Raw genomic sequence first — 17,168 nt, 5'->3', positions numbered from 1 at the left:
GCGCGCGGCAAGACGAACGGCGACAATGGCGGCCATCGCGTGCTCCCGGCACGCCATACAAGGGCGCCGTCAGTCACCTGACACCCCTCGGACACGACCAAGGCTTACTATTCAACAGGTCCAGAAGGAGGGGCATTCCATGCTCAATGTTGCGACAGCCAACCTGCTGACCCAGTACAAGCGCTGGGCCGATCGGCTGTTCTTCGACAGCCTGGCCACCCTGCCGCCCGAGGAACTCACCCGTGAGCGCCCCGGCCCGATCAGCAGCATCATCGACACCCTGAACCACATGTATGTGGTGGATCGCATCTGGCAGGCGCACCTGCAGGGCCGGGAGCACGGCTTTCGCTCACGCCAGGAAGTGCCCTATCCGGTTCTGCAACAGCTGTGGCCGGCGCAACAAGAGGTCGACGACTGGTTCGTGGCCTGGAGTGCGCAGCAAACGGAGGCGTCACTCGCCACGACCATCGACTTCAGCTTTGTCTCCGGCAACCCCGGCAGCATGAGCGCCGGCGCCATGCTGCTGCATGTGATCAATCACATGAGCTATCACCGCGGCTGGCTGGTGCAGATGTACTTCCAGATTCCCGCCATGCCACCGATGACCGACCTCTCGATCTATGCCACCGAAGTCGCCAACGGCTAATCCCGCGCGCCCATGGCTTCGATGATCCGGCTGCGCAGCCAGCTCTCGGCCGGATCGGCGTCGCTGCCCTCGCCCCAGACCATGCACAGGTCGGAGGTGACGATGGGAAAGGGCGGATCATCGGCGCGCAAGCCGGTGCCCTCGATCAGCGCCGCCGCCGCGTAGTCCGGCACCGCCGCCAGCAACTCGGTGCCGGGCAGTATCGAGCGCAGTCCGCTGAACTGCGGCACCGCCAGCACCACGCGACGTGACCTGCCAACCCGCGCCAGGTCGTTGTCGATATTGCCGCTCAGGTCGCCGGAGAACGACACCAGCGCGTGGGGCCGCGCGCAGTAGTCGTCCAGGGTCAGCGGGCCGGGGCGATCGTCGCCGCGCAGTATCTTGACCCTCATCTCGCGCAGCTTGCGGCGCTTGGCGTTGGCCGGTAGCTCGGTGGTGTAGCTGATGCCCACGGAAATCTCGCCCGAGACCAGCATCGGCGTGATCAGCAGGAAGTGCACGCGGCGCACCACGATCACCACATTCGGCGCTTCCTCGCGCAGCTGTTTGAGCAGCGGCGGAAACAGGCCGAACTCGGCGTCGTCGGACAGGCCGATGCGGAAGGTGCCATGGTCGAGGCTCGGGCTGAATTCGCGGGCGCGGCTGACGGCGCAGGAGATGGTGTCCATGGCCGGCTGCAGCTCCTTGAGAATCACCAGGGCCCGCGCGGTGGGCTCCAGGCAGCGGCCGTTACGCACCAGCAGCGGGTCGTTGAACAGCTCGCGCAGGCGCGCCAGGGCAGCACTGACGGCCGGTTGGCCGAGGAACAGCTTTTCCGCCGCGCGGGTCAGGTTGCGTTCGAACATCAGGGTTTCGAAGACCACCAGCAGGTTCATGTCGACGCGGCGTAATTCGTTGCGATTCATTCCAGAGCCCTTCTGCTTCGCCCGAGCCTCCATTTAAGCAGCACCTACTCCAATGCCGCCTGCCAAATCGCTCGGCTGCGGGGCACGGCGCGCGCGCATGCCAGGTAATTGTCCCTGCGCACGGGCTGTCCGCAGCATCATTTCGACGAAGAGCAGCTATCAATCGGATTGAGTTTTCCGGCCACGGGTCAGCCAGGAGCATCTGTCCCCAGGGCCCATCAGCCCGATCAGAGAGGACGGCTCACATGAACAACAACCCCCTCCACCGCAACGCCTGCATCCTGTTGCTCGCTGCCGGCCTCGCCGGTTGCGCCAGTCACGAGGCGACCAGGCTCAGCTGGGAGCGCCCTGCGGCCACGTCCCAGCAGAGCCATTGGGCCTATCTGGACTGCGTCAGCAGCAAGGTTTCCTCGGGCCCCACCTATCTCACCTTCAGCGAGCGCAGCGGCGAGTTGCTGGTCGGCAGTGCCGATCCGCAACAGGCCAGCGGTCGCGTGCAGGTCGAGGAACGCGCTGAGGGCATGCACTTCAGCCTCTACCAGACCAACGCCTGGCAGGACCGCGGCGGACTGGTCAACGCGGCGCAGCTCTGCGCCAACAGCTAAGCGGCACCCTCACCCGCTCGCTCAGACGACGGGCTCAAACATGATTTCGGGAGAACCACCATGCAACAGCACATTGTGATCATCGGCGCAGGCTTTGCCGGCCTCTGGAGCGCCCTCAGCGCCGCCCGCCTGCTGGACCAGCACGGCCGCCACGACATAGCCATCACGCTAATGGCGCCCCAGGCCGAGCTACGCATCCGCCCGCGGTTCTACGAGCCGCAGGTGCACAGCATGTACGCCGAGCTGGATGCCTTGCTGGATGTCGTCGGCGTGCGTTTCGTCCAGGGTGTGGCGACGCAGATCGACGAACAGGAAAACACCGTCGGCTACACCGATGCCTCCGGTCTTGCGCAGACGCTGGCCTTCGACCGCCTGATCCTTGCCGCCGGTAGCCAGCTGAACCGCCCGGCCGTTCCGGGGCTGCAGGCCTATGCCTTCGACGTCGACCAGATCGAGTCGGCAACCCGCCTGGAGCGACACCTGCACTCGCTGCACAGGCTGCCCGAGAGCGCGGCTCGCAACACCGTGGTGGTGGCAGGCGGCGGCTTCACCGGCATCGAAACGGCGACCGAGATGCCAGCCCGCCTGCGCGCCATCCTCGGCGACAATGCCAAGGTCCGCGTGGTCATCGTCGACCGCGGCCCACAGATCGCCGCCGTGATGGGCGACGAGATTCGCCGACCGATCATCGAGGCCTCCGAGCAGCTGGGCGTCGAGTGGATAGTCGGCACCGGTGTCGCCTCGGTCGATGCCGGCGGGGTGAACCTTTCCGACGGTGCCCGTATCGATGCGCAGACGGTGATCTGGACTGCCGGCTTCCGCGCCAGCGCGCTGACCGAACAACTGACCAGCGCGCGCGATGCCCAGGGGCGACTGCATGTCGACGAGAACCTGAAAGTCTTCGGCCAGACCAACGTCTACGCCGCGGGTGACGTCGCCTACGCCGCCACGGACGAGCTGGGCAATTTCGCCGCCATGTCCTGCCAGCACGCCATTTCCCTCGGCCGCCATGCCGGCAACAACGTCGCCGCCGACCTGCTCGGCGTTGCGCCCAAGCCCTACAGCCAGCCCAAGTACGTGACCTGCCTCGACCTCGGAGCCTGGGGTGCGGTGTACACCGAAGGCTGGGACCGCCAGCTCAAGCTGGTCCGCGAGGAGGCCAAGACCCTGAAGTCGCAGATCAACAGCGTGTGGATCTACCCGCCGGCAGCGGACCGCGCCACCGCCCTGGCAGCGGCGGACCCGCTGATTCCGGTGGCCTGAGTGGCAACGCCTGGGGAGCAGGCCGGCGCCATGGCCAGTCTCCTTGGCAACCCCGAGCGGGCCTTGCAGTGCGCCCACCTGCTGCTGGCCGGTGGGCTGGCCGGACTGCTGCTCGGGGTACTGCTGGCCTACGGTCTGGACAGCTACCTGACGCTGCCGGTGCTACTGGCTGCGCACCTGCTGACCATACTCGGCCCGACCGCCATCAAGCTCGGCTACGTGCTGCGCCTGCAGGTACTCAGCCGACGCTAGCCGGCAGCGCAGAAGCTCACCGGCTAACAAGCTCGCGACCCGCCCCGCTCTTGCGCTGGCGGGTCGTTCTCCTTCCCGGCTATCGAGGCGCTTGCCCGGTTGCAGCGGTGGACAGCCTGCAGACGAAACAGTAGCGTCCGGCCTGTCGTGCCGGACGCACCAGTACCGGCTCATGGAGAGCACATGCCGCAATCCCTGCTTCTGCCAATGGCTGCCCATGTGGCACTCGCCACGCTGCTCTACGCACTGCTCACCGTCGCCCGGGCACCCAAAATCTGGGGCATCGGCCAACGGGCGGATGGCTCCAATCCCTGGGCCGCCATCGAACCGCGCATCAGTGCCAACCTGTCCAACCAGTTCGAGTGGCCGCTGTTCTTTTATGCAGCCTGCCTGCTGCTGATCCAGGGCCAGGTGCAGAATCCCGCGGCGCTCGTGCTGGCCTGGGTCTTCATCGGCGGACGCCTGATCCACAGCGGCGTGCAGATCTTCACCCACAACATCCGCCTGCGCGGGCTGGTGTTCACCATCAATTTCCTGGCCACGCTCGGGCTGTGGGGTGTGCTGCTGCAGGCACATACCGGGTAACGCTGCGCCCCCGCTACGGCAAGAGCGGCGGCAACCCTGGGCAGGCCTGCCGCGCTGGCCGTGGCACCGCTGGATTCCCGCCTGCGCGGGAATGATGGGGTTGAAGGAGTAGCGCAGCGTCATCTCAGCGACTCCTTGGTCGTCGTACAGGCAGCAGGCGTGGTGGACTGAAGGTGTGGAACAAAGTCGTCCCACCCACTCCGTCATTCCCGCGCAGGCAGGAATCCAGGCAGGCAGCTCCTGCACCGACCTGAGCCCGTGAGGTAAACCAGAATCGCTGCGACCAGACTTGCCTTAACAACGGCGCCCTGGGCAGCAGCGCAACCCGCACTTCACCCGCCAGCCACTAAACTCGTGCTCAAGGGAACAACAAGGTCCAGGAAGGACACGCAATGCTCAGGCAACCCGCCGTCTATATCCTCGCCAGTCAGCGCAATGGCACCCTCTACATCGGCGTCACTTCCGACCTAGCCAAACGCATCTGGGAGCACCGTAACGACTGTATCGAGGGCTTCACGCGACGCTATGGCGTGCACCAGCTGGTTCACTATGAAATGCACGAGAGCATGCTGGCCGCCATCGCGCGGGAAAAGCAGCTGAAGAAGTGGCGGCGCGAGTGGAAGTTGAGATTGATCGAAGCGGGGAATCCCCAGTGGCGGGATTTGTGGGTGGATATAGTCGGGTAGATCTTGGAAGCAGGGGCTTGGCGCATCTGAATTGCGCCCCTGCGGGTCTGGTGCTGGCAGCACTGGATTCCCGCCTGCGCGGGAATGACGGAGTGGGCGGTAAACACGGTGCTGCATCCCCTACCTCGTCATTCCCGCGCAGGCGGGAATCCAGGCAGGCGATGCAAATGTAGATTTGGTCCCCCAGATACGCTAGCGAACGTACTCGCATCAACCAGAGGCACCCCACAGGCAACAGCACTGCCACTGCGCCGAAGGGGACCGATCCAGGCACAGGACAGTGCGACTCCAGTCCGCCGCCGGCTCACCCAAAGCTGCCGCCTACCGCCCTGCCGACACCTGCAGCCAGTCGCACAGCCGCGCCAACATGGCATCGCACTGGGCGAGCTGATCGAGGCTGACGAACTCGTCCGGCTTGTGCCCCTGGTCCATGCTGCCAGGGCCGCAGATCACGGTGGCGATGCCGGCTTCGTCGAACAGGCCGCCCTCGGTACCGAAGGCCACCGTCGAAAAATCCCGCGAGCCACTGAGCAGCGCCAGCAGCTCGGCGGCTTCGCTGCGGGCGTCGGTGAACAGGCCGGGGTAGGCGCTCAGCGGAGTGAAGCGGATCGCCGTGTCGGCCTGCACCGCGCGCATGCGTGGCAGCAGTTCGCGCTCGGCGTAGCCCTGCAGTTCAGCCGCCACCTGTTGCGGGTCGTCCGCCGGCAAGGCGCGCACCTCGAAGTCGAACCGGCATTCGGCCGGCACGATGTTGAGTGCGCGGCCGCCCTGGATCACCCCGGTCTGCACGGTGGAGTACGGCGGATCGAAACGGGCGTCGTGACGCTCCGGTGCGGCCAGCCGGGCACCTATCTCACCCAGCTTGCCGATCAGCCGCGCCGCGTATTCGATGGCGTTGACCCCCTGCGGCGCATAGGCCGAATGGCAGGCCGCGCCGTGTACCTCGCAGCGCATCGCCAGCTTGCCCTTGTGGCCGAGCACCGGGCGCATCTCGGTCGGCTCGCCGATGATGCAGATGGCCGGGCGCTCCGGACTGGCACGCAATTGCTCGACCAGACTGCGCACGCCCAGGCAGCCGACTTCCTCGTCGTAGGAGATGGCGATGTGCAGCGGCAGGCGCAAGGGTTGCTCGACAAAGCGCGGCACGGCGGCCAGCACGCAGGCGATGTAGCCCTTCATGTCCGCGGTGCCACGGCCGTACAGCTTGCCGTCGCGCTCGCTCAGGCTGAACGGCGGCACGCTCCAGGCCTGGCCATCGGCCGGCACCACGTCGCTGTGGCCGGACAGCATCACGCCGCCCGGCCCCGCCGGGCCGAGGCGCGCGTGCAGATTGGCCTTGCTTCGCTCGCTATTGAAGATCAGCTCGCTGGCGATACCGAAAGCGCCCAGGTAGTCGCGCACGAACTCGATCAGTGCCAGGTTCGATTCGCGGCTGGTGGTGTCGAAGGCGATCAGGTCGGCGAGGATGGCGCGGCTATCAGGCATTGCAGGGTTTCCTCGGATAAGTGGGAGCGGCTTCAGCCGCGATTAGGATCATCGCGGCGAAAGCCGCTCCCACGAGTTCATTCATCGCCCGGCACGCCATAACTCGGCGCGGCGGTCGGGTCGAGGGCTCGGGTGATGTAGTCCTGCATCTGCGGCTGGTAGGCCTGCCACAGCCCGGCCAGCTCGCCGATGGGGTCCTCGTCGGCCCAGTCGACGCGCAGGTCGATGATCGGCCAGACCAGCTCGCCCACCACCTTGAGCGCCGCCGAATGCACCGGCCCGGCTTCGCCACCGGCGACCATCGCCGCCTGCATGGCAGCCAGCAGACGCTCGGCCAGGCAACCGCCGGCCGTCTCGAAGGCCGCCACCATGGCGTCGATCACCGTCGGCGCGGACAACAGGTTGCCAGCTGCCACGCATTGCTCGCCGGCCCTGGCGTGATGCACACCAAGCGCCTCGCTGCCGGTGAACAGGGCCGTGGCGCCGTGGCTGTCGAGCACGCTGACCTGGCGGAAGCGGCCATGGCCGTTGCTGCCCAGGGCCTTGTCCAGTGCGGCGCCGGGCGCGAGCCCGGCCTCCAGCAGGTCGAGGATCTGCGGCCCGAGCGCCGGCAGGGTGATGTTCTGCGTCGACACAGCGCCAACGCCGGCCCGCAGCCAGGGGCAGCGGGCGCCGACGGCGATGCTGGAGGAACTGATGGCGATGCCCAGCTGCCCGGTCTCGGCACAGCGGCCGACGATGGAAAAGGTCATACGCGCTCCTTACTGGTTCCAGTCATCGGGGATCACCGCGATCACGTCGATCTCCATCAGCCATTGCGGCTGGCCGAGGGCCGACACCACCAGCCCGGTGGAGATCGGGAACACGCCCTTGAGCCATTTGCCGACCTCGCGGTAGACCGGCTCACGGTAGCGCGGATCGATCAGGTAGGTGGTGGTCTTGACGATGTGCGACAGGTCGCTGCCCGCCTCTTCGAGCAGCTGCTTGACGTTCTTCATGGCCTGCTCGGCCTGGGCAGCCGGGTCACCGAGGCCGACCAGGTTGCCGTTGAAGTCGGTGCCGACCTGGCCGCGCACGTACACGGTGTTGCCGGCGCGCACGGCCTGGCACAGGTCATTGTCCAGGGACTGGTTGGGATAGGTGTCCTTGGTGTTGAACATGCGGATGCGGGTGTGGGTAGGCATCAACGTACTCCTGGAAGACTGACTTTCTGGGCCGGCTCGACGGCCTCGGCCTGGCGCTGCGACGCGTCACGGTATTCGGCATATTTGCGCTGGGTGGCGATGTGGTCGGCGACGTGCTTGGCGTCGTGCCATACCCCCCAGATAAAGGTGGAGCCCCGGCGCGACAGCCACGGCAGGCCGACGAAGTACACCCCGGGCTCGCTGGACACGCCGCGCTGGTGCTGCGGCTTGCCCTGTGCGTCGAAGGCGTCGACCTGCAGCCAGCTGAAGTCCACGGCATAGCCGGTAGCCCAGATGATCGAGCGGATGCCGGCTGCGGCCAGGTCCAATTCGAGAATCGGCTGGCGAATGCACTCGGCATCCTCGTACACCCGGCGCGCCTCCGGCTCTTCCGGCAGATCCAGACCATTGCGGGCGATATAGGCATCGGCGGCATCAAGCAGCGACAGGTAGTTCTCGTCGCCACGGGCCAGGTTATCGGCCAGATCGTTCTGGAAGCTGACGCCACCGTTGTGGAAGGCCTTGGTCAGCCCCACCAGGGTGATGCCTTCGCCGGCCAGGCGGCGGAAGTCGATGGTCTCGCCGCCACGTGCCCCGCTGACGGCGATGGTCACGTGCTCCTTGCCCGGCTGGGCGGCTTCCATGTCCCACAGGCCGAGCACTCCCAACCACCAGCAGAAGTCGCGGTTGCGGTAGCTGCGCGGCGGACGGTCATGCGCCCCCACGGAGAGGTAGACCTGGCGGCCCGAGCGGTTCAGCTCGTCGGCGATCTGCACCCCGGAAGAACCGGCACCGACCACCAGCACGCCACCTTCGGGCAGCTGCTGCGGGTTGAAATAGGCGGCGGAGTGGATCTGGTACAGAGCTCCGTCCTGCGGCGCGATGGCCGGGATGACCGGGCGCTGGAACGGGCCGGTCGCCGACACCACGCGGTTGGCCTGGATCACGCCGACGGAAGTCTCCACGGTGAAGCCCGGACGATCACTGTTGCGGGTGACCTTCCTGACCTCGACCCCGGTGCGGATCGGCGCGTTGAACTGCTTGGCGTAAGCCTCGAAGTAGTTCGCCACCATATCTTTCGGGGCGAACGCATCCGGATCGAGGTCGAATTCCATGCCGGGGAAGCGGTCATGCCAGGCCGGGCCGTTGGCAACCAGCGAATCCCAGCGCCCGCTGCGCCAGGCTTCGGCGATGCGGTTCTTCTCCAGCACCAGGTGCGGCACGCCGAGCTTGCTCAGGTGCTCGCTCATGGCGACGCCGGCCTGGCCAGCGCCGATTACCAGCGTATCAATCTCGGTAGGGACAACCTTGCTGCCCATGCGCTGCTGCAAGGCGGCTTGATTCAGGTCGGTCATGGCTTGCTTCCTCGGGCTCGAAACATTGCGGTTCTTCTAGTGCGACCATCTAAGGTGTTGGCCGCATTCTGTTCAGCACCGGGGATTAGCGAAATTATGTTTTTTGTAGTTGCTGGCTAGGAAAAAGCTGCACGCGCCCCGGGCATGGGCCGCGCAGCGCGCCCTGCAGCCGGACGACCCGCTGGAACCTCCTGCACGACACGCCTCGGCCAAGAAAGCCCGACCGTTCGTCCGAAGCCGAATCGTGCAAAAGCTGCGCAAAATGGACTCGGAATTCCGATTTCGCCAAATTTTCGGCGCCAAATATCCAATAGCCATTCGGAATAAGCAGAAAGGGCAGCCACTTGGCCGTGCTAGCCATGCGCCATGCCCCCTCCAGGCCGGGCGAGGTGTGGCGAAATCACTGAATTCTGACGCGAAAAAACTGTGAAGTAGCGCTCTACCACGCCAGCCAGGCTCGCCCACACAATCCGCCCCGCCCGGCTTGCACCGGGCTTCCCGACAACCCACCGCTTCGATGTACCAGCCTGGATGCCGTACCAACTCGTGGACGAGATGTGCTTCGACTGAGCGGTTCTCAGCGTACCGAGACCCGTTATGAAAACTGCCCCCGCTTCGCGCACCACCCGCTTGCCACTGCCCCGCCGCATCACCTGCGCCGCACTGATCGCCCTAATCGGGGCCACGCTGGTCGCGCCGGCGGCCGAGGCCGAGTCCGCCCTGTCCCAGCGCCTGCGCGCACTACTCGAGGCGCGCCTGAACGGCTCCGGCGCCAACACTGACACCACCCATCCCACCGCGCCGAGCACTCCGAGCACGCCCGCGCAGCCGACCAGCCCAGGCGACTGGAACCCCGATGCCAACAGCTCGGCCCTGCAACTGGCGAAGCCGCCGTTCACGCTGGACGGCGACAACGCCTACTTCGTGAAGGACGCCGCCTACGGGCCGGACCAGCGCCACCGTTTCGACATCTTCCTGCCCAAGAACAGCTACGACCGCCAGACTCGCCTGCCCCTGGCGATCTTCATCCATGGCGGCGGCTTCTCCTCCGGCGAGAAGGAAAAGGCCTATAGCAGCAGCAACCAGAAGATGATCAAGGCCCTGCTGGCGCAGGGCGTGGCATTCGCCACCATCAACTACCCGCTGATCAGCAAGAAGAACGAGAAAGACGGCCTGCTCAAGTCGCTCAGGGGCTCGCAGCGCGCCCTGCAGTACCTGAAGTACGAGCCGCGCTACAACATCGACCCGAACCGCGTGGTGCTGCTGGGCTCTTCTGCCGGCGCCAGCACCGCGCTATGGCTGGCCTTCCATGACGACATGGCCGACCTCGGCAGCAGCGATCCGGTGGCGCAGCAGTCCACTCGTGTGCAGGGTGTTGCGGCAACCCAGACGCAAGCGACGCTCGACGTGGTCGGCTGGGAACCGGTGTTCGCCGAATACAACTGGTCGGTCGACGACATGGGCAGCGGTGCGCCGAACTTCTACGGCGCCAGCAGCAGCGCCGACCTGTATACGGCCGCGACCGTCGCCTACCGCCAGGAAGTCGACTTCCTCGGCATGATGGACGCCAGCGACCCGGAAATCTGGCTGGCCACCGATGGCGTGCCGGTGAAGGCACCGAGCAGCACCGGCATCCTCTACCACCACCCCTACCATGTACGCACGCTGCGCGACAAAGCCCGCGCCGTGGGCCTCAAGGCCAGCGCCAACGTGCCGGCGCTGAAGCTGGCCGACAGCAACGAGAGCATGACCGACTTCATCCTGCGCAAGCTCAGGTAGCACGCGCGCCCCGCTGCGGCGGGGTCGCCACGCACAATGGTTCGCCGTGGCTAGTGGCTTGTGCGGTTAATTCATGCACTCAAATTCGAGTGTCAGGGTTTGCCAGGTTAGGCGCCGCGACGAGTCGTAGCAGGGCTACGGCGAGGAGTGGCAACGACGCATGGTGAAGCCTGGCGCCGAAGTTGCGTATTTGAATTAGCCAAACAGGCCACTAGCGACGCTTGGTGTTGGAACGCAGCTTGTAACGCTCGCCGGGGTGGATCAGGCGGGCGTAGCTGATCAGATGCTCGTCCGACCAGGTGCGCCGGATCATCGACAGGCACGGCATGCTCGGCTGCATGTCCAGCCAGGCGGCGGTCTGCGCATCGACCAGCACGGCCTCGACCACATGCTCCACGTCGGAGATCGGGCAACTGGCGACCAGCACCTCGTTGGGCGTCTGCCGGCTGAAGTCGGCATCCAGGTAGTGCGGCACCCAGCGCGGATTGACGAAGCGGTCTTCCAGCTGGATCGGCACGCCGTTCTCGCGGTGCACCAGGATGCTGTGGAACACCTCGGCGCCCAGGCGCAGGCCGAGGCGCAGGGCCACTTCGTCGTCGGCGGCAACGGCCTCGCAGCGCAGCACGTCGTTGCTGTAGACATGGCCACGGGCACGCACCTCGGTGGCGATGTTGAGCACGTCGTGCAGCGAGGACTCGGCCTTGCGGTCGGTGACGAAGGTGCCGAGCCCGGCCTGACGCAGCAGGTAGCCCTGCTGCACCAGATGCTGGATGGCCTTGTTGGCGGTCATGCGGCTGACGCCGAAATCACGCGCCAGTTGTTCTTCGGGGGGAATCTGGTGATTGACCGGGTAGGTGCCGTCGTGGATGCGCTCGAGGAGGAAATCCTCGATCGCCTTGTAGCGTGGGGTGTTGCTGGTCACGACAGCTCCTTGGGATGACCCGGTTGCCACGGATGATAGCCGAGCACGACGCCGCACTCCCAGCCTGGGGAGCGCGGCGTCGCCAGCCTCAGCCTACCGACGGCAACAGGCCGGCCGGCAGCAGCGGGGTCAGCACCCGCTCGGCGAGCAGCGCATCGGCCGCAGCGATGTCCGGGGCGAAGAAGCGGTCCTCGACGTAGTACGGCACCTCGGCCCGCAGGATCTCACGGGCCTGTTCCAGCACCGGCGAACTCTTCAGGCCCTCGCGGAAGTCCAGGCCCTGGCAGGCGCCCAGCCATTCCACGGCGAGCACGCCACGGGTGTTGGCGGCCATGTCCCACAGGCGCTTGCCGGCATTGGGCGCCATCGACACGTGGTCTTCCTGATTGGCCGAGGTCGGCAGGCTGTCGACGCTGTGCGGGTGAGCCAGGGCCTTGTTGTCGCTGGCCAGGGCCGCGGCCGTGACCTGGGCGATCATGAAGCCGGAGTTGACGCCACCGTTGGCCACCAGGAACGGCGGCAGCTGCGACATGTGCTTGTCCATCATCAGCGAGATGCGCCGCTCGGACAGCGAGCCGATCTCGGCGATGGCCAGGGCGATGTTGTCGGCGGCCATGGCCACCGGCTCGGCGTGGAAGTTGCCGCCGGAAATCACGTCGCCTTCGGCGGCGAACACCAGCGGGTTGTCCGACACCGCGTTGGCCTCCACCGCCAGCACTTCGGCAGCCTGGCGCAGCTGGGTCAGGCAGGCGCCCATGACCTGCGGCTGGCAGCGCAGGGAGTAGGGGTCCTGCACCTTGTCGCAGGCCTCGTGGGAGCGACCGACTTCGCTGCTGGCGCCGAGCAGGTGACGGTAGGTGGCGGCGGCATCGATCTGGCCTTTCTGCCCACGGGCGGCATGGATACGTGCATCGAAGGGCGCGCGCGAGCCCAGCGCGGCCTCGACCGTCAGACTGCCGCACACGCTGGCGGCGGCGAACAGGTCCTCGGCCTCGAACAACCCGCGCAAGGCGTAGGCGGTGGAGACCTGGGTACCGTTGAGCAGGGCTAGGCCCTCCTTGGCGGCCAGGGTCATCGGCTCCAGGCCGGCAACGGCCAGGGCCTCGCTGGCCGGCAGCCACTGGCCTTTATGGCGCGCCTGGCTCTCGCCCAGCAGTACCAGGGACATGTGCGCCAGCGGCGCCAGGTCGCCGGACGCGCCGACCGAGCCCTTGAGCGGGATATGCGGGTAGACCTCGGCGTTGACCAGGGCGATCAGCGCCTCGATCACCTGGCGGCGGATGCCGGAGAAGCCACGCGCCAGGCTGTTGATCTTCAGCAACATGATCAGGCGCACCATGGCGTCGTCCAGCGGCTCGCCGATGCCGGCGGCGTGCGACAGCACCAGCGAACGCTGCAGCTTTTCCAGGTCGTCGGTGGCGATGCGGGTCGAGGCCAGCAGGCCGAAACCGGTGTTGATTCCGTAGGCGGTGCGGCCCTCGGCGATGATCTGGTTGACGCAGGCGACGCTGGCGTCGATGGCCGGATAGGCCGCGGCGTTCAGGGTCAGGCGCACGGGTGCCTGGTAGGCGGCGCGCAGGTGGGCCAGGGTCAGCTGGCCGGGGTGCAGATTCAGGGCAGTCACTTTCATTCTCCTTTGCCAATCATCGGCAGGTTCAGGCCCTGCTCTTTGGCGCAATCGATGGCGATCTGGTAGCCGGCGTCGGCGTGGCGCATGACGCCGGTGCCCGGGTCGTTGGTCAGCACGCGGGCGATGCGCGCGGCGGCTTCATCGGTGCCATCGCAGACGATGACCATACCGGAATGCTGGGAGAAGCCCATGCCCACGCCGCCGCCATGGTGCAGGGAAACCCAGGTGGCGCCGCTGGCGGTATTGAGCAGGGCGTTGAGCAGCGGCCAGTCGGACACGGCGTCGGAGCCGTCCTGCATGGCTTCGGTCTCGCGGTTGGGGCTGGACACCGAGCCGCTGTCGAGGTGGTCGCGGCCGATGACGATGGGCGCGCTCAGCTCACCGGAGCGAACCATCTCGTTGAAGGCCAGGCCCAGCTTGGCGCGCAGGCCCAGGCCGACCCAGCAGATACGCGCCGGCAGACCCTGGAAGCTGATGCGCTCGCGGGCCATGTCCAGCCAGCGGTGCAGGTGGGCGTCGTCCGGGATCAGTTCCTTGACCTTGGCGTCGGTCTTGTAGATGTCTTCCGGGTTGCCGGACAGCGCCGCCCAGCGGAACGGGCCGACACCGCGGCAGAACAGCGGACGGATGTACGCAGGGACGAAGCCGGGGAAGTCGAAGGCGTTGGCCACGCCCTCTTCCTGGGCCATCTGGCGGATGTTGTTGCCGTAGTCGAAGGTCGGTACGCCCATCTTCTGGAAGTCGAGCATGGCCTGCACGTGCACGGCCATGGACTGCTTGGCGGCCTTGACCACCGCTTGCGGGTCGGTGATGGCGCGGTCCTTGTACTCGGCCCAGGTCCAGCCGATCGGCAGGTAGCCATTGAGCGGGTCGTGGGCGCTGGTCTGGTCGGTGACCATGTCCGGACGCACGCCACGCTTGACCAGCTCCGGCAGGATTTCGGCGGCGTTGCCCAGCAGGGCGATGGAGATGGCCTTGCCTTCGCCGGTGTACTTGGCGATGCGCGCCAGGGCGTCGTCGAGGTCGGTGGCCTGCTCGTCGACGTAGCGGCTGCGCAGGCGGAAATCGATGCTGGTCTGCTGGCATTCGATGTTCAGCGAACAGGCGCCGGCCAGTGTCGCGGCCAGCGGCTGGGCGCCACCCATGCCACCCAGGCCTGCGGTCAGCACCCAGCGGCCCTTGAGGTTGCCGGCGTAGTGCTGGCGACCGGCCTCGACGAAGGTCTCGTAGGTGCCCTGGACGATGCCCTGGCTGCCGATGTAGATCCAGCTGCCGGCGGTCATCTGGCCGTACATGGCCAGGCCCTTGGCATCCAGCTCGTTGAAGTGTTCCCAGCTGGCCCAGTGCGGTACCAGGTTGGAGTTGGCGATCAGCACACGCGGGGCGTTGCTGTGGGTCTTGAACACGCCGACCGGCTTGCCGGACTGCACCAGCAGGGTCTCATCGTCGTTCAGTTCCTTCAGGGTCTCGACGATCTTGTCGTAGCACTCCCAGTTGCGCGCAGCGCGGCCGATGCCGCCGTATACCACCAGTTCCTTGGGGTTCTCGGCCACGTCCGGGTCGAGGTTGTTCATCAGCATGCGCAGCGGCGCTTCGGTCAGCCAGCTCTTGGCATTCAGTTGGGTGCCGCGCGGGGCGCGGATTTCGACGTCACGGAACTTGGTCATGGTCGGGGTCTCCTCGATCGAATCGGTAAAGGCGAGCGGCGCTTACAGCCAGCCCAAGGATTGCGCCAGGTAGGCCAGCGGAATGCTGAGCACCAGGCTGAGCAGGGTGCGCTGCAGCCAGATCAGCAGCAGTTGGCCCAGGCTCAGGGGAATTCGCGTGGCCAGCACGCAGGGAATGGAAGCGGAGAGGAACAGCACGCTGCTCACGGAGACGATGGCGGTGACGAACTTGACCAGCACATCGGCATCCTTCAACAGCATCGCCGGCAGGAACATCTCGGCCAGGCCGGAGGCCAGAGCGCGGGCCACCTCCATCGGCTGCTCCAGGCCGAACAGCGCGGTGATCGGGTAGAACAGCGCGCCGATGGCGTCGAACAGCGGGGTGTACTTGGCCGCCAGCAGGCCGAGCAGGCCCACGGCGAGGATGCTCGGCAGGATCGCCGCGGTCATGCGCAGGCCGTCGCGGAAGGTGTCCAGCAGCGCCAGGTGCAGCGCCGGGGCACTGCCCGCCTGCTGCAGGCCGGTGCGCCAGGCATTGCCCAGGCGGCTCTCGCCGGCCTGTAGCGGCGCCTCCTCACGGGTCTCGGAGGGCAGGCGCGAAAGCGGGTAGATGCGGGCGCTGAGCGCGGTGACGGCGAAGGTCACGGCCATGGCGCTCCAGAAATACAGGTTCCACACCGGCATCAGGCCCAGGGTCTTGGCGATGATCACCATGAACGGCGCCGACACGGTGGAGAAGCCGGTGGCGATGATCGCCGCCTCGCGCAGGCTGTAGTGGCCCTGCTGGTACATGCGGTCGGTTATCAGCAGACCGACCGAATAGCTGCCGACGAAGCTGGCCACGGCATCGATGGCCGACTTGCCCGGGGTGCGCCAGATCGGCCGCATCACCGGCTGCATCAGCACGCCGACCAGTTCCAGCAGGCCATAGCCGATGAGGAACACCAGGGCCAGCGAGCCCAGCGGCACGATCAGCGCCAGGCTGAGCACCAGCTTGTCGAACAGGAAGGGCAGCATGCCCGGCTGGTACAGCGCCTGCGGGCCGAGTTCGAGCAGGTAGGCGACGCCGACCAGCAGGCCGAACCCCTTGAGCACGCTGAACACCAGGTGGGTGGCGCCCTTGCGCCAGCTGCCATCGAGCCAGGGGGCAACGGCGCCGTAGAGCATGAACAGCAGGGCCAGACCGATCACCAGCGGACGGGCATGGGTCTGCAGGGCGCTGGCGGCGTGGTCGATGAGGATGGTCGAGCGGCCGCCGATCTCGAACGGCACGAAGAACAGCACCAGCCCGATCAGGCTGTAGCCGAACAGACGGGCCAGGGCCCGGGTGCGCGAGTGGCCGGCGACCACGGCCAGGGTTTCATCGGTCATGCGGGTTTCCTCGGTACTTGTTGTTGTGCGGGAAATGCCCTTGGGCTTCAGCCGTTCAGGGACAGCAGGTGGATCAGGCGCGCCGCCGCCCTGGCAGTACGGTTGTCGATGTCATGGGTCGGGTTGAGCTCGGCGAAATCCACCAGGCGCAGCTTGCCGCTGCCCTTCAGGCGTTCGAGCAGTGGTTCGAGCAGTGCCAAGGGCACGCCACGCGCGGCCGGAGCGCTGACACCGGGCGCCTCGCAGGCCGGCAGCACGTCGATGTCGATGGTCAGGTACAGCGCATCGCAGTCGGCGAGGAAGGCGTCCAGCTCAGCGGCGATGGCGTCCAGACCGGCCTCGCGCATCTCGCGGTCCTCGCGCACCAGCACGCCCAGTTCAGCGGCGCGGTTGAACAGCGCACGGGTGTTGCTGGCGCGGCTGACGCCCAGGCAGGCGTAGCGGAACGGCCAGCCACGGGCCTGGCACTGCTCGGCGATCTGCGCGAAGGGGGTGCCGGAGGACTGCACATGGGCCGGGTCGCGCAGGTCGAAGTGGGCGTCGAAATTGACGATGCCAATCTTTGGGACGGCCATCCGTGGGGCGGAGCTACCCGAGAAATGCTCGGCCAACCCTGACCAGCTGCCGAACGCCACTTCGTGGCCGCCACCGAGCACCAGCGGCAGGTGACCGGCATCCAGCAGCGCACAGACGCCACGCGCCAGGCGCGCCTGGGCGGCGGCCAGGTCGCCGTCCTCGCAGGTCACGTCACCGGCGTCATAGGCCGGCGCCTCGCGGTGCCAGGCCAGGTTGGCCAGGGCCTTGCGCAGGGCCAGCGGGCCTTGCGCGGCGCC

The 17,168-nt window shown here is 66.8% G+C and carries 17 protein-coding genes; 7 read left to right on the top strand and 10 right to left on the bottom strand.

The window, feature by feature from the left end; translation table 11 throughout:
- Nucleotides 1-139 precede the first annotated feature (139 nt).
- On the top strand, nt 140-646 hold the full coding sequence (locus AYB31_RS20360; RefSeq protein ID WP_068830833.1) for a DinB family protein: 507 nt from the start codon (nt 140-142) through the stop codon (nt 644-646).
- Here the strand turns inward: AYB31_RS20360 and AYB31_RS20355 are convergent.
- Nucleotides 643-1,551 (bottom strand): LysR family transcriptional regulator, encoded by a 909-nt coding sequence (locus AYB31_RS20355; RefSeq protein ID WP_068830832.1) that lies wholly within the window; start codon nt 1,549-1,551, stop codon nt 643-645. The genes AYB31_RS20360 and AYB31_RS20355 overlap by 4 nt on opposite strands.
- Nucleotides 1,552-1,796: 245 nt before the next feature.
- Here AYB31_RS20355 and AYB31_RS20350 point away from each other — a divergent pair, with 245 nt between their 5' ends.
- The 5 genes from AYB31_RS20350 to AYB31_RS20330 all read left to right on the top strand — a co-directional run bounded on the left by AYB31_RS20350 (nt 1,797) and on the right by AYB31_RS20330 (nt 4,942).
- Nucleotides 1,797-2,156 carry a hypothetical protein gene (locus tag AYB31_RS20350; protein WP_068830831.1) on the top strand — a complete coding sequence of 120 codons (360 nt, stop codon included), beginning with the start codon at nt 1,797-1,799 and terminating at the stop codon, nt 2,154-2,156.
- A gap of 60 nt (nt 2,157-2,216) precedes the next feature.
- Nucleotides 2,217-3,419 (top strand): NAD(P)/FAD-dependent oxidoreductase, encoded by a 1,203-nt coding sequence (locus AYB31_RS20345; RefSeq protein WP_068830830.1) that lies wholly within the window; start codon nt 2,217-2,219, stop codon nt 3,417-3,419.
- A gap of 30 nt (nt 3,420-3,449) precedes the next feature.
- The gene (locus tag AYB31_RS20340; protein WP_068830829.1) at nt 3,450-3,671 is read left to right on the top strand and encodes a transmembrane sensor/regulator PpyR; all 222 of its coding nucleotides are present in this window, start codon (nt 3,450-3,452) and stop codon (nt 3,669-3,671) included.
- Nucleotides 3,672-3,854: 183 nt separating this feature from the next.
- Nucleotides 3,855-4,256 carry an MAPEG family protein gene (locus AYB31_RS20335; protein ID WP_068830828.1) on the top strand — a complete coding sequence of 134 codons (402 nt, stop codon included), beginning with the start codon at nt 3,855-3,857 and terminating at the stop codon, nt 4,254-4,256.
- A gap of 392 nt (nt 4,257-4,648) precedes the next feature.
- Complete coding sequence (locus AYB31_RS20330) at nt 4,649-4,942, top strand: GIY-YIG nuclease family protein (protein WP_068830827.1); 294 nt, start codon at nt 4,649-4,651, stop codon at nt 4,940-4,942.
- Nucleotides 4,943-5,263: 321 nt separating this feature from the next.
- Here the strand turns inward: AYB31_RS20330 and argE are convergent, their stop codons facing one another.
- The 4 genes from argE to AYB31_RS20310 all read right to left on the bottom strand — a co-directional run bounded on the left by argE (nt 5,264) and on the right by AYB31_RS20310 (nt 8,966).
- Nucleotides 5,264-6,427, bottom strand: a complete 1,164-nt coding sequence (gene argE / locus AYB31_RS20325) for an acetylornithine deacetylase (protein ID WP_068830826.1) — start codon at nt 6,425-6,427, stop codon at nt 5,264-5,266.
- Between the two features lie 77 nt (nt 6,428-6,504).
- Nucleotides 6,505-7,179 carry a DUF1028 domain-containing protein gene (locus AYB31_RS20320; protein WP_068830825.1) on the bottom strand — a complete coding sequence of 225 codons (675 nt, stop codon included), beginning with the start codon at nt 7,177-7,179 and terminating at the stop codon, nt 6,505-6,507.
- A 9-nt stretch (nt 7,180-7,188) separates the two neighbouring features.
- Nucleotides 7,189-7,611: a RidA family protein gene (locus tag AYB31_RS20315; RefSeq protein WP_068830824.1), complete on the bottom strand. Its 423-nt coding sequence runs from the start codon at nt 7,609-7,611 to the stop codon at nt 7,189-7,191.
- A complete protein-coding gene (locus AYB31_RS20310; RefSeq protein WP_068830823.1) occupies nt 7,611-8,966 on the bottom strand; it encodes a flavin-containing monooxygenase in 1,356 nt (451 codons plus the stop codon). The genes AYB31_RS20315 and AYB31_RS20310 overlap by 1 nt, the downstream gene beginning before the upstream one ends.
- Nucleotides 8,967-9,563: 597 nt before the next feature.
- On the opposite strand from AYB31_RS20310, the gene AYB31_RS20300 reads away from it, so the two are divergent.
- Nucleotides 9,564-10,745, top strand: coding sequence for an alpha/beta hydrolase (locus tag AYB31_RS20300; protein ID WP_068830821.1), 1,182 nt, complete (start codon nt 9,564-9,566; stop codon nt 10,743-10,745).
- A 211-nt stretch (nt 10,746-10,956) separates the two neighbouring features.
- Here the strand turns inward: AYB31_RS20300 and hutC are convergent, their stop codons facing one another.
- From hutC to hutG, 5 genes are all read right to left on the bottom strand, one after another.
- Nucleotides 10,957-11,667, bottom strand: a complete 711-nt coding sequence (hutC, locus tag AYB31_RS20295; protein ID WP_068830820.1) for a histidine utilization repressor — start codon at nt 11,665-11,667, stop codon at nt 10,957-10,959.
- 88 nt (nt 11,668-11,755) lie between these two features.
- Complete coding sequence (gene hutH / locus AYB31_RS20290) at nt 11,756-13,297, bottom strand: histidine ammonia-lyase (RefSeq protein ID WP_068830819.1); 1,542 nt, start codon at nt 13,295-13,297, stop codon at nt 11,756-11,758.
- Nucleotides 13,294-14,964 carry a urocanate hydratase gene (gene hutU / locus AYB31_RS20285; RefSeq protein ID WP_068830818.1) on the bottom strand — a complete coding sequence of 557 codons (1,671 nt, stop codon included), beginning with the start codon at nt 14,962-14,964 and terminating at the stop codon, nt 13,294-13,296. Before hutU ends, hutH begins: the two co-directional genes overlap by 4 nt.
- A 42-nt stretch (nt 14,965-15,006) precedes the next feature.
- A complete protein-coding gene (locus tag AYB31_RS20280) occupies nt 15,007-16,335 on the bottom strand; it encodes a YjiH family protein (RefSeq protein WP_068830817.1) in 1,329 nt (442 codons plus the stop codon).
- Nucleotides 16,336-16,382: 47 nt separating this feature from the next.
- Nucleotides 16,383-17,168 (bottom strand): formimidoylglutamase (gene hutG, locus AYB31_RS20275; protein ID WP_068830816.1); only part of this gene is annotated, 786 nt, incomplete at its 5' end.

This window comes from Pseudomonas sp. BMS12, from assembly GCF_001592875.1.
In the GTDB taxonomy this organism is placed as follows: domain Bacteria; phylum Pseudomonadota; class Gammaproteobacteria; order Pseudomonadales; family Pseudomonadaceae; genus Aquipseudomonas.
This window is presented reverse-complemented; position numbering and strand designations above follow the sequence as displayed.

Bases quoted from the DNA above. Each gene is read 5' to 3' on its own strand.
- hutU (WP_068830818.1), bottom strand. From the start codon at position 14,964: ATGACCAAGTTCCGTGACGTCGAAATCCGCGCCCCGCGCGGCACCCAA.
- AYB31_RS20280 (WP_068830817.1), bottom strand. From the start codon at position 16,335: ATGACCGATGAAACCCTGGCCGTGGTCGCCGGCCACTCGCGCACCCGG.
- AYB31_RS20335 (WP_068830828.1), top strand. From the start codon at position 3,855: ATGCCGCAATCCCTGCTTCTGCCAATGGCTGCCCATGTGGCACTCGCC.
- AYB31_RS20345 (WP_068830830.1), top strand. From the start codon at position 2,217: ATGCAACAGCACATTGTGATCATCGGCGCAGGCTTTGCCGGCCTCTGG.
- AYB31_RS20330 (WP_068830827.1), top strand. From the start codon at position 4,649: ATGCTCAGGCAACCCGCCGTCTATATCCTCGCCAGTCAGCGCAATGGC.
- AYB31_RS20315 (WP_068830824.1), bottom strand. From the start codon at position 7,611: ATGCCTACCCACACCCGCATCCGCATGTTCAACACCAAGGACACCTAT.
- AYB31_RS20340 (WP_068830829.1), top strand. From the start codon at position 3,450: ATGGCCAGTCTCCTTGGCAACCCCGAGCGGGCCTTGCAGTGCGCCCAC.
- hutH (WP_068830819.1), bottom strand. From the start codon at position 13,297: ATGAAAGTGACTGCCCTGAATCTGCACCCCGGCCAGCTGACCCTGGCC.
- argE (WP_068830826.1), bottom strand. From the start codon at position 6,427: ATGCCTGATAGCCGCGCCATCCTCGCCGACCTGATCGCCTTCGACACC.
- AYB31_RS20350 (WP_068830831.1), top strand. From the start codon at position 1,797: ATGAACAACAACCCCCTCCACCGCAACGCCTGCATCCTGTTGCTCGCT.
- AYB31_RS20300 (WP_068830821.1), top strand. From the start codon at position 9,564: ATGAAAACTGCCCCCGCTTCGCGCACCACCCGCTTGCCACTGCCCCGC.
- AYB31_RS20360 (WP_068830833.1), top strand. From the start codon at position 140: ATGCTCAATGTTGCGACAGCCAACCTGCTGACCCAGTACAAGCGCTGG.
- AYB31_RS20320 (WP_068830825.1), bottom strand. From the start codon at position 7,179: ATGACCTTTTCCATCGTCGGCCGCTGTGCCGAGACCGGGCAGCTGGGC.
- AYB31_RS20355 (WP_068830832.1), bottom strand. From the start codon at position 1,551: ATGAATCGCAACGAATTACGCCGCGTCGACATGAACCTGCTGGTGGTC.
- AYB31_RS20310 (WP_068830823.1), bottom strand. From the start codon at position 8,966: ATGACCGACCTGAATCAAGCCGCCTTGCAGCAGCGCATGGGCAGCAAG.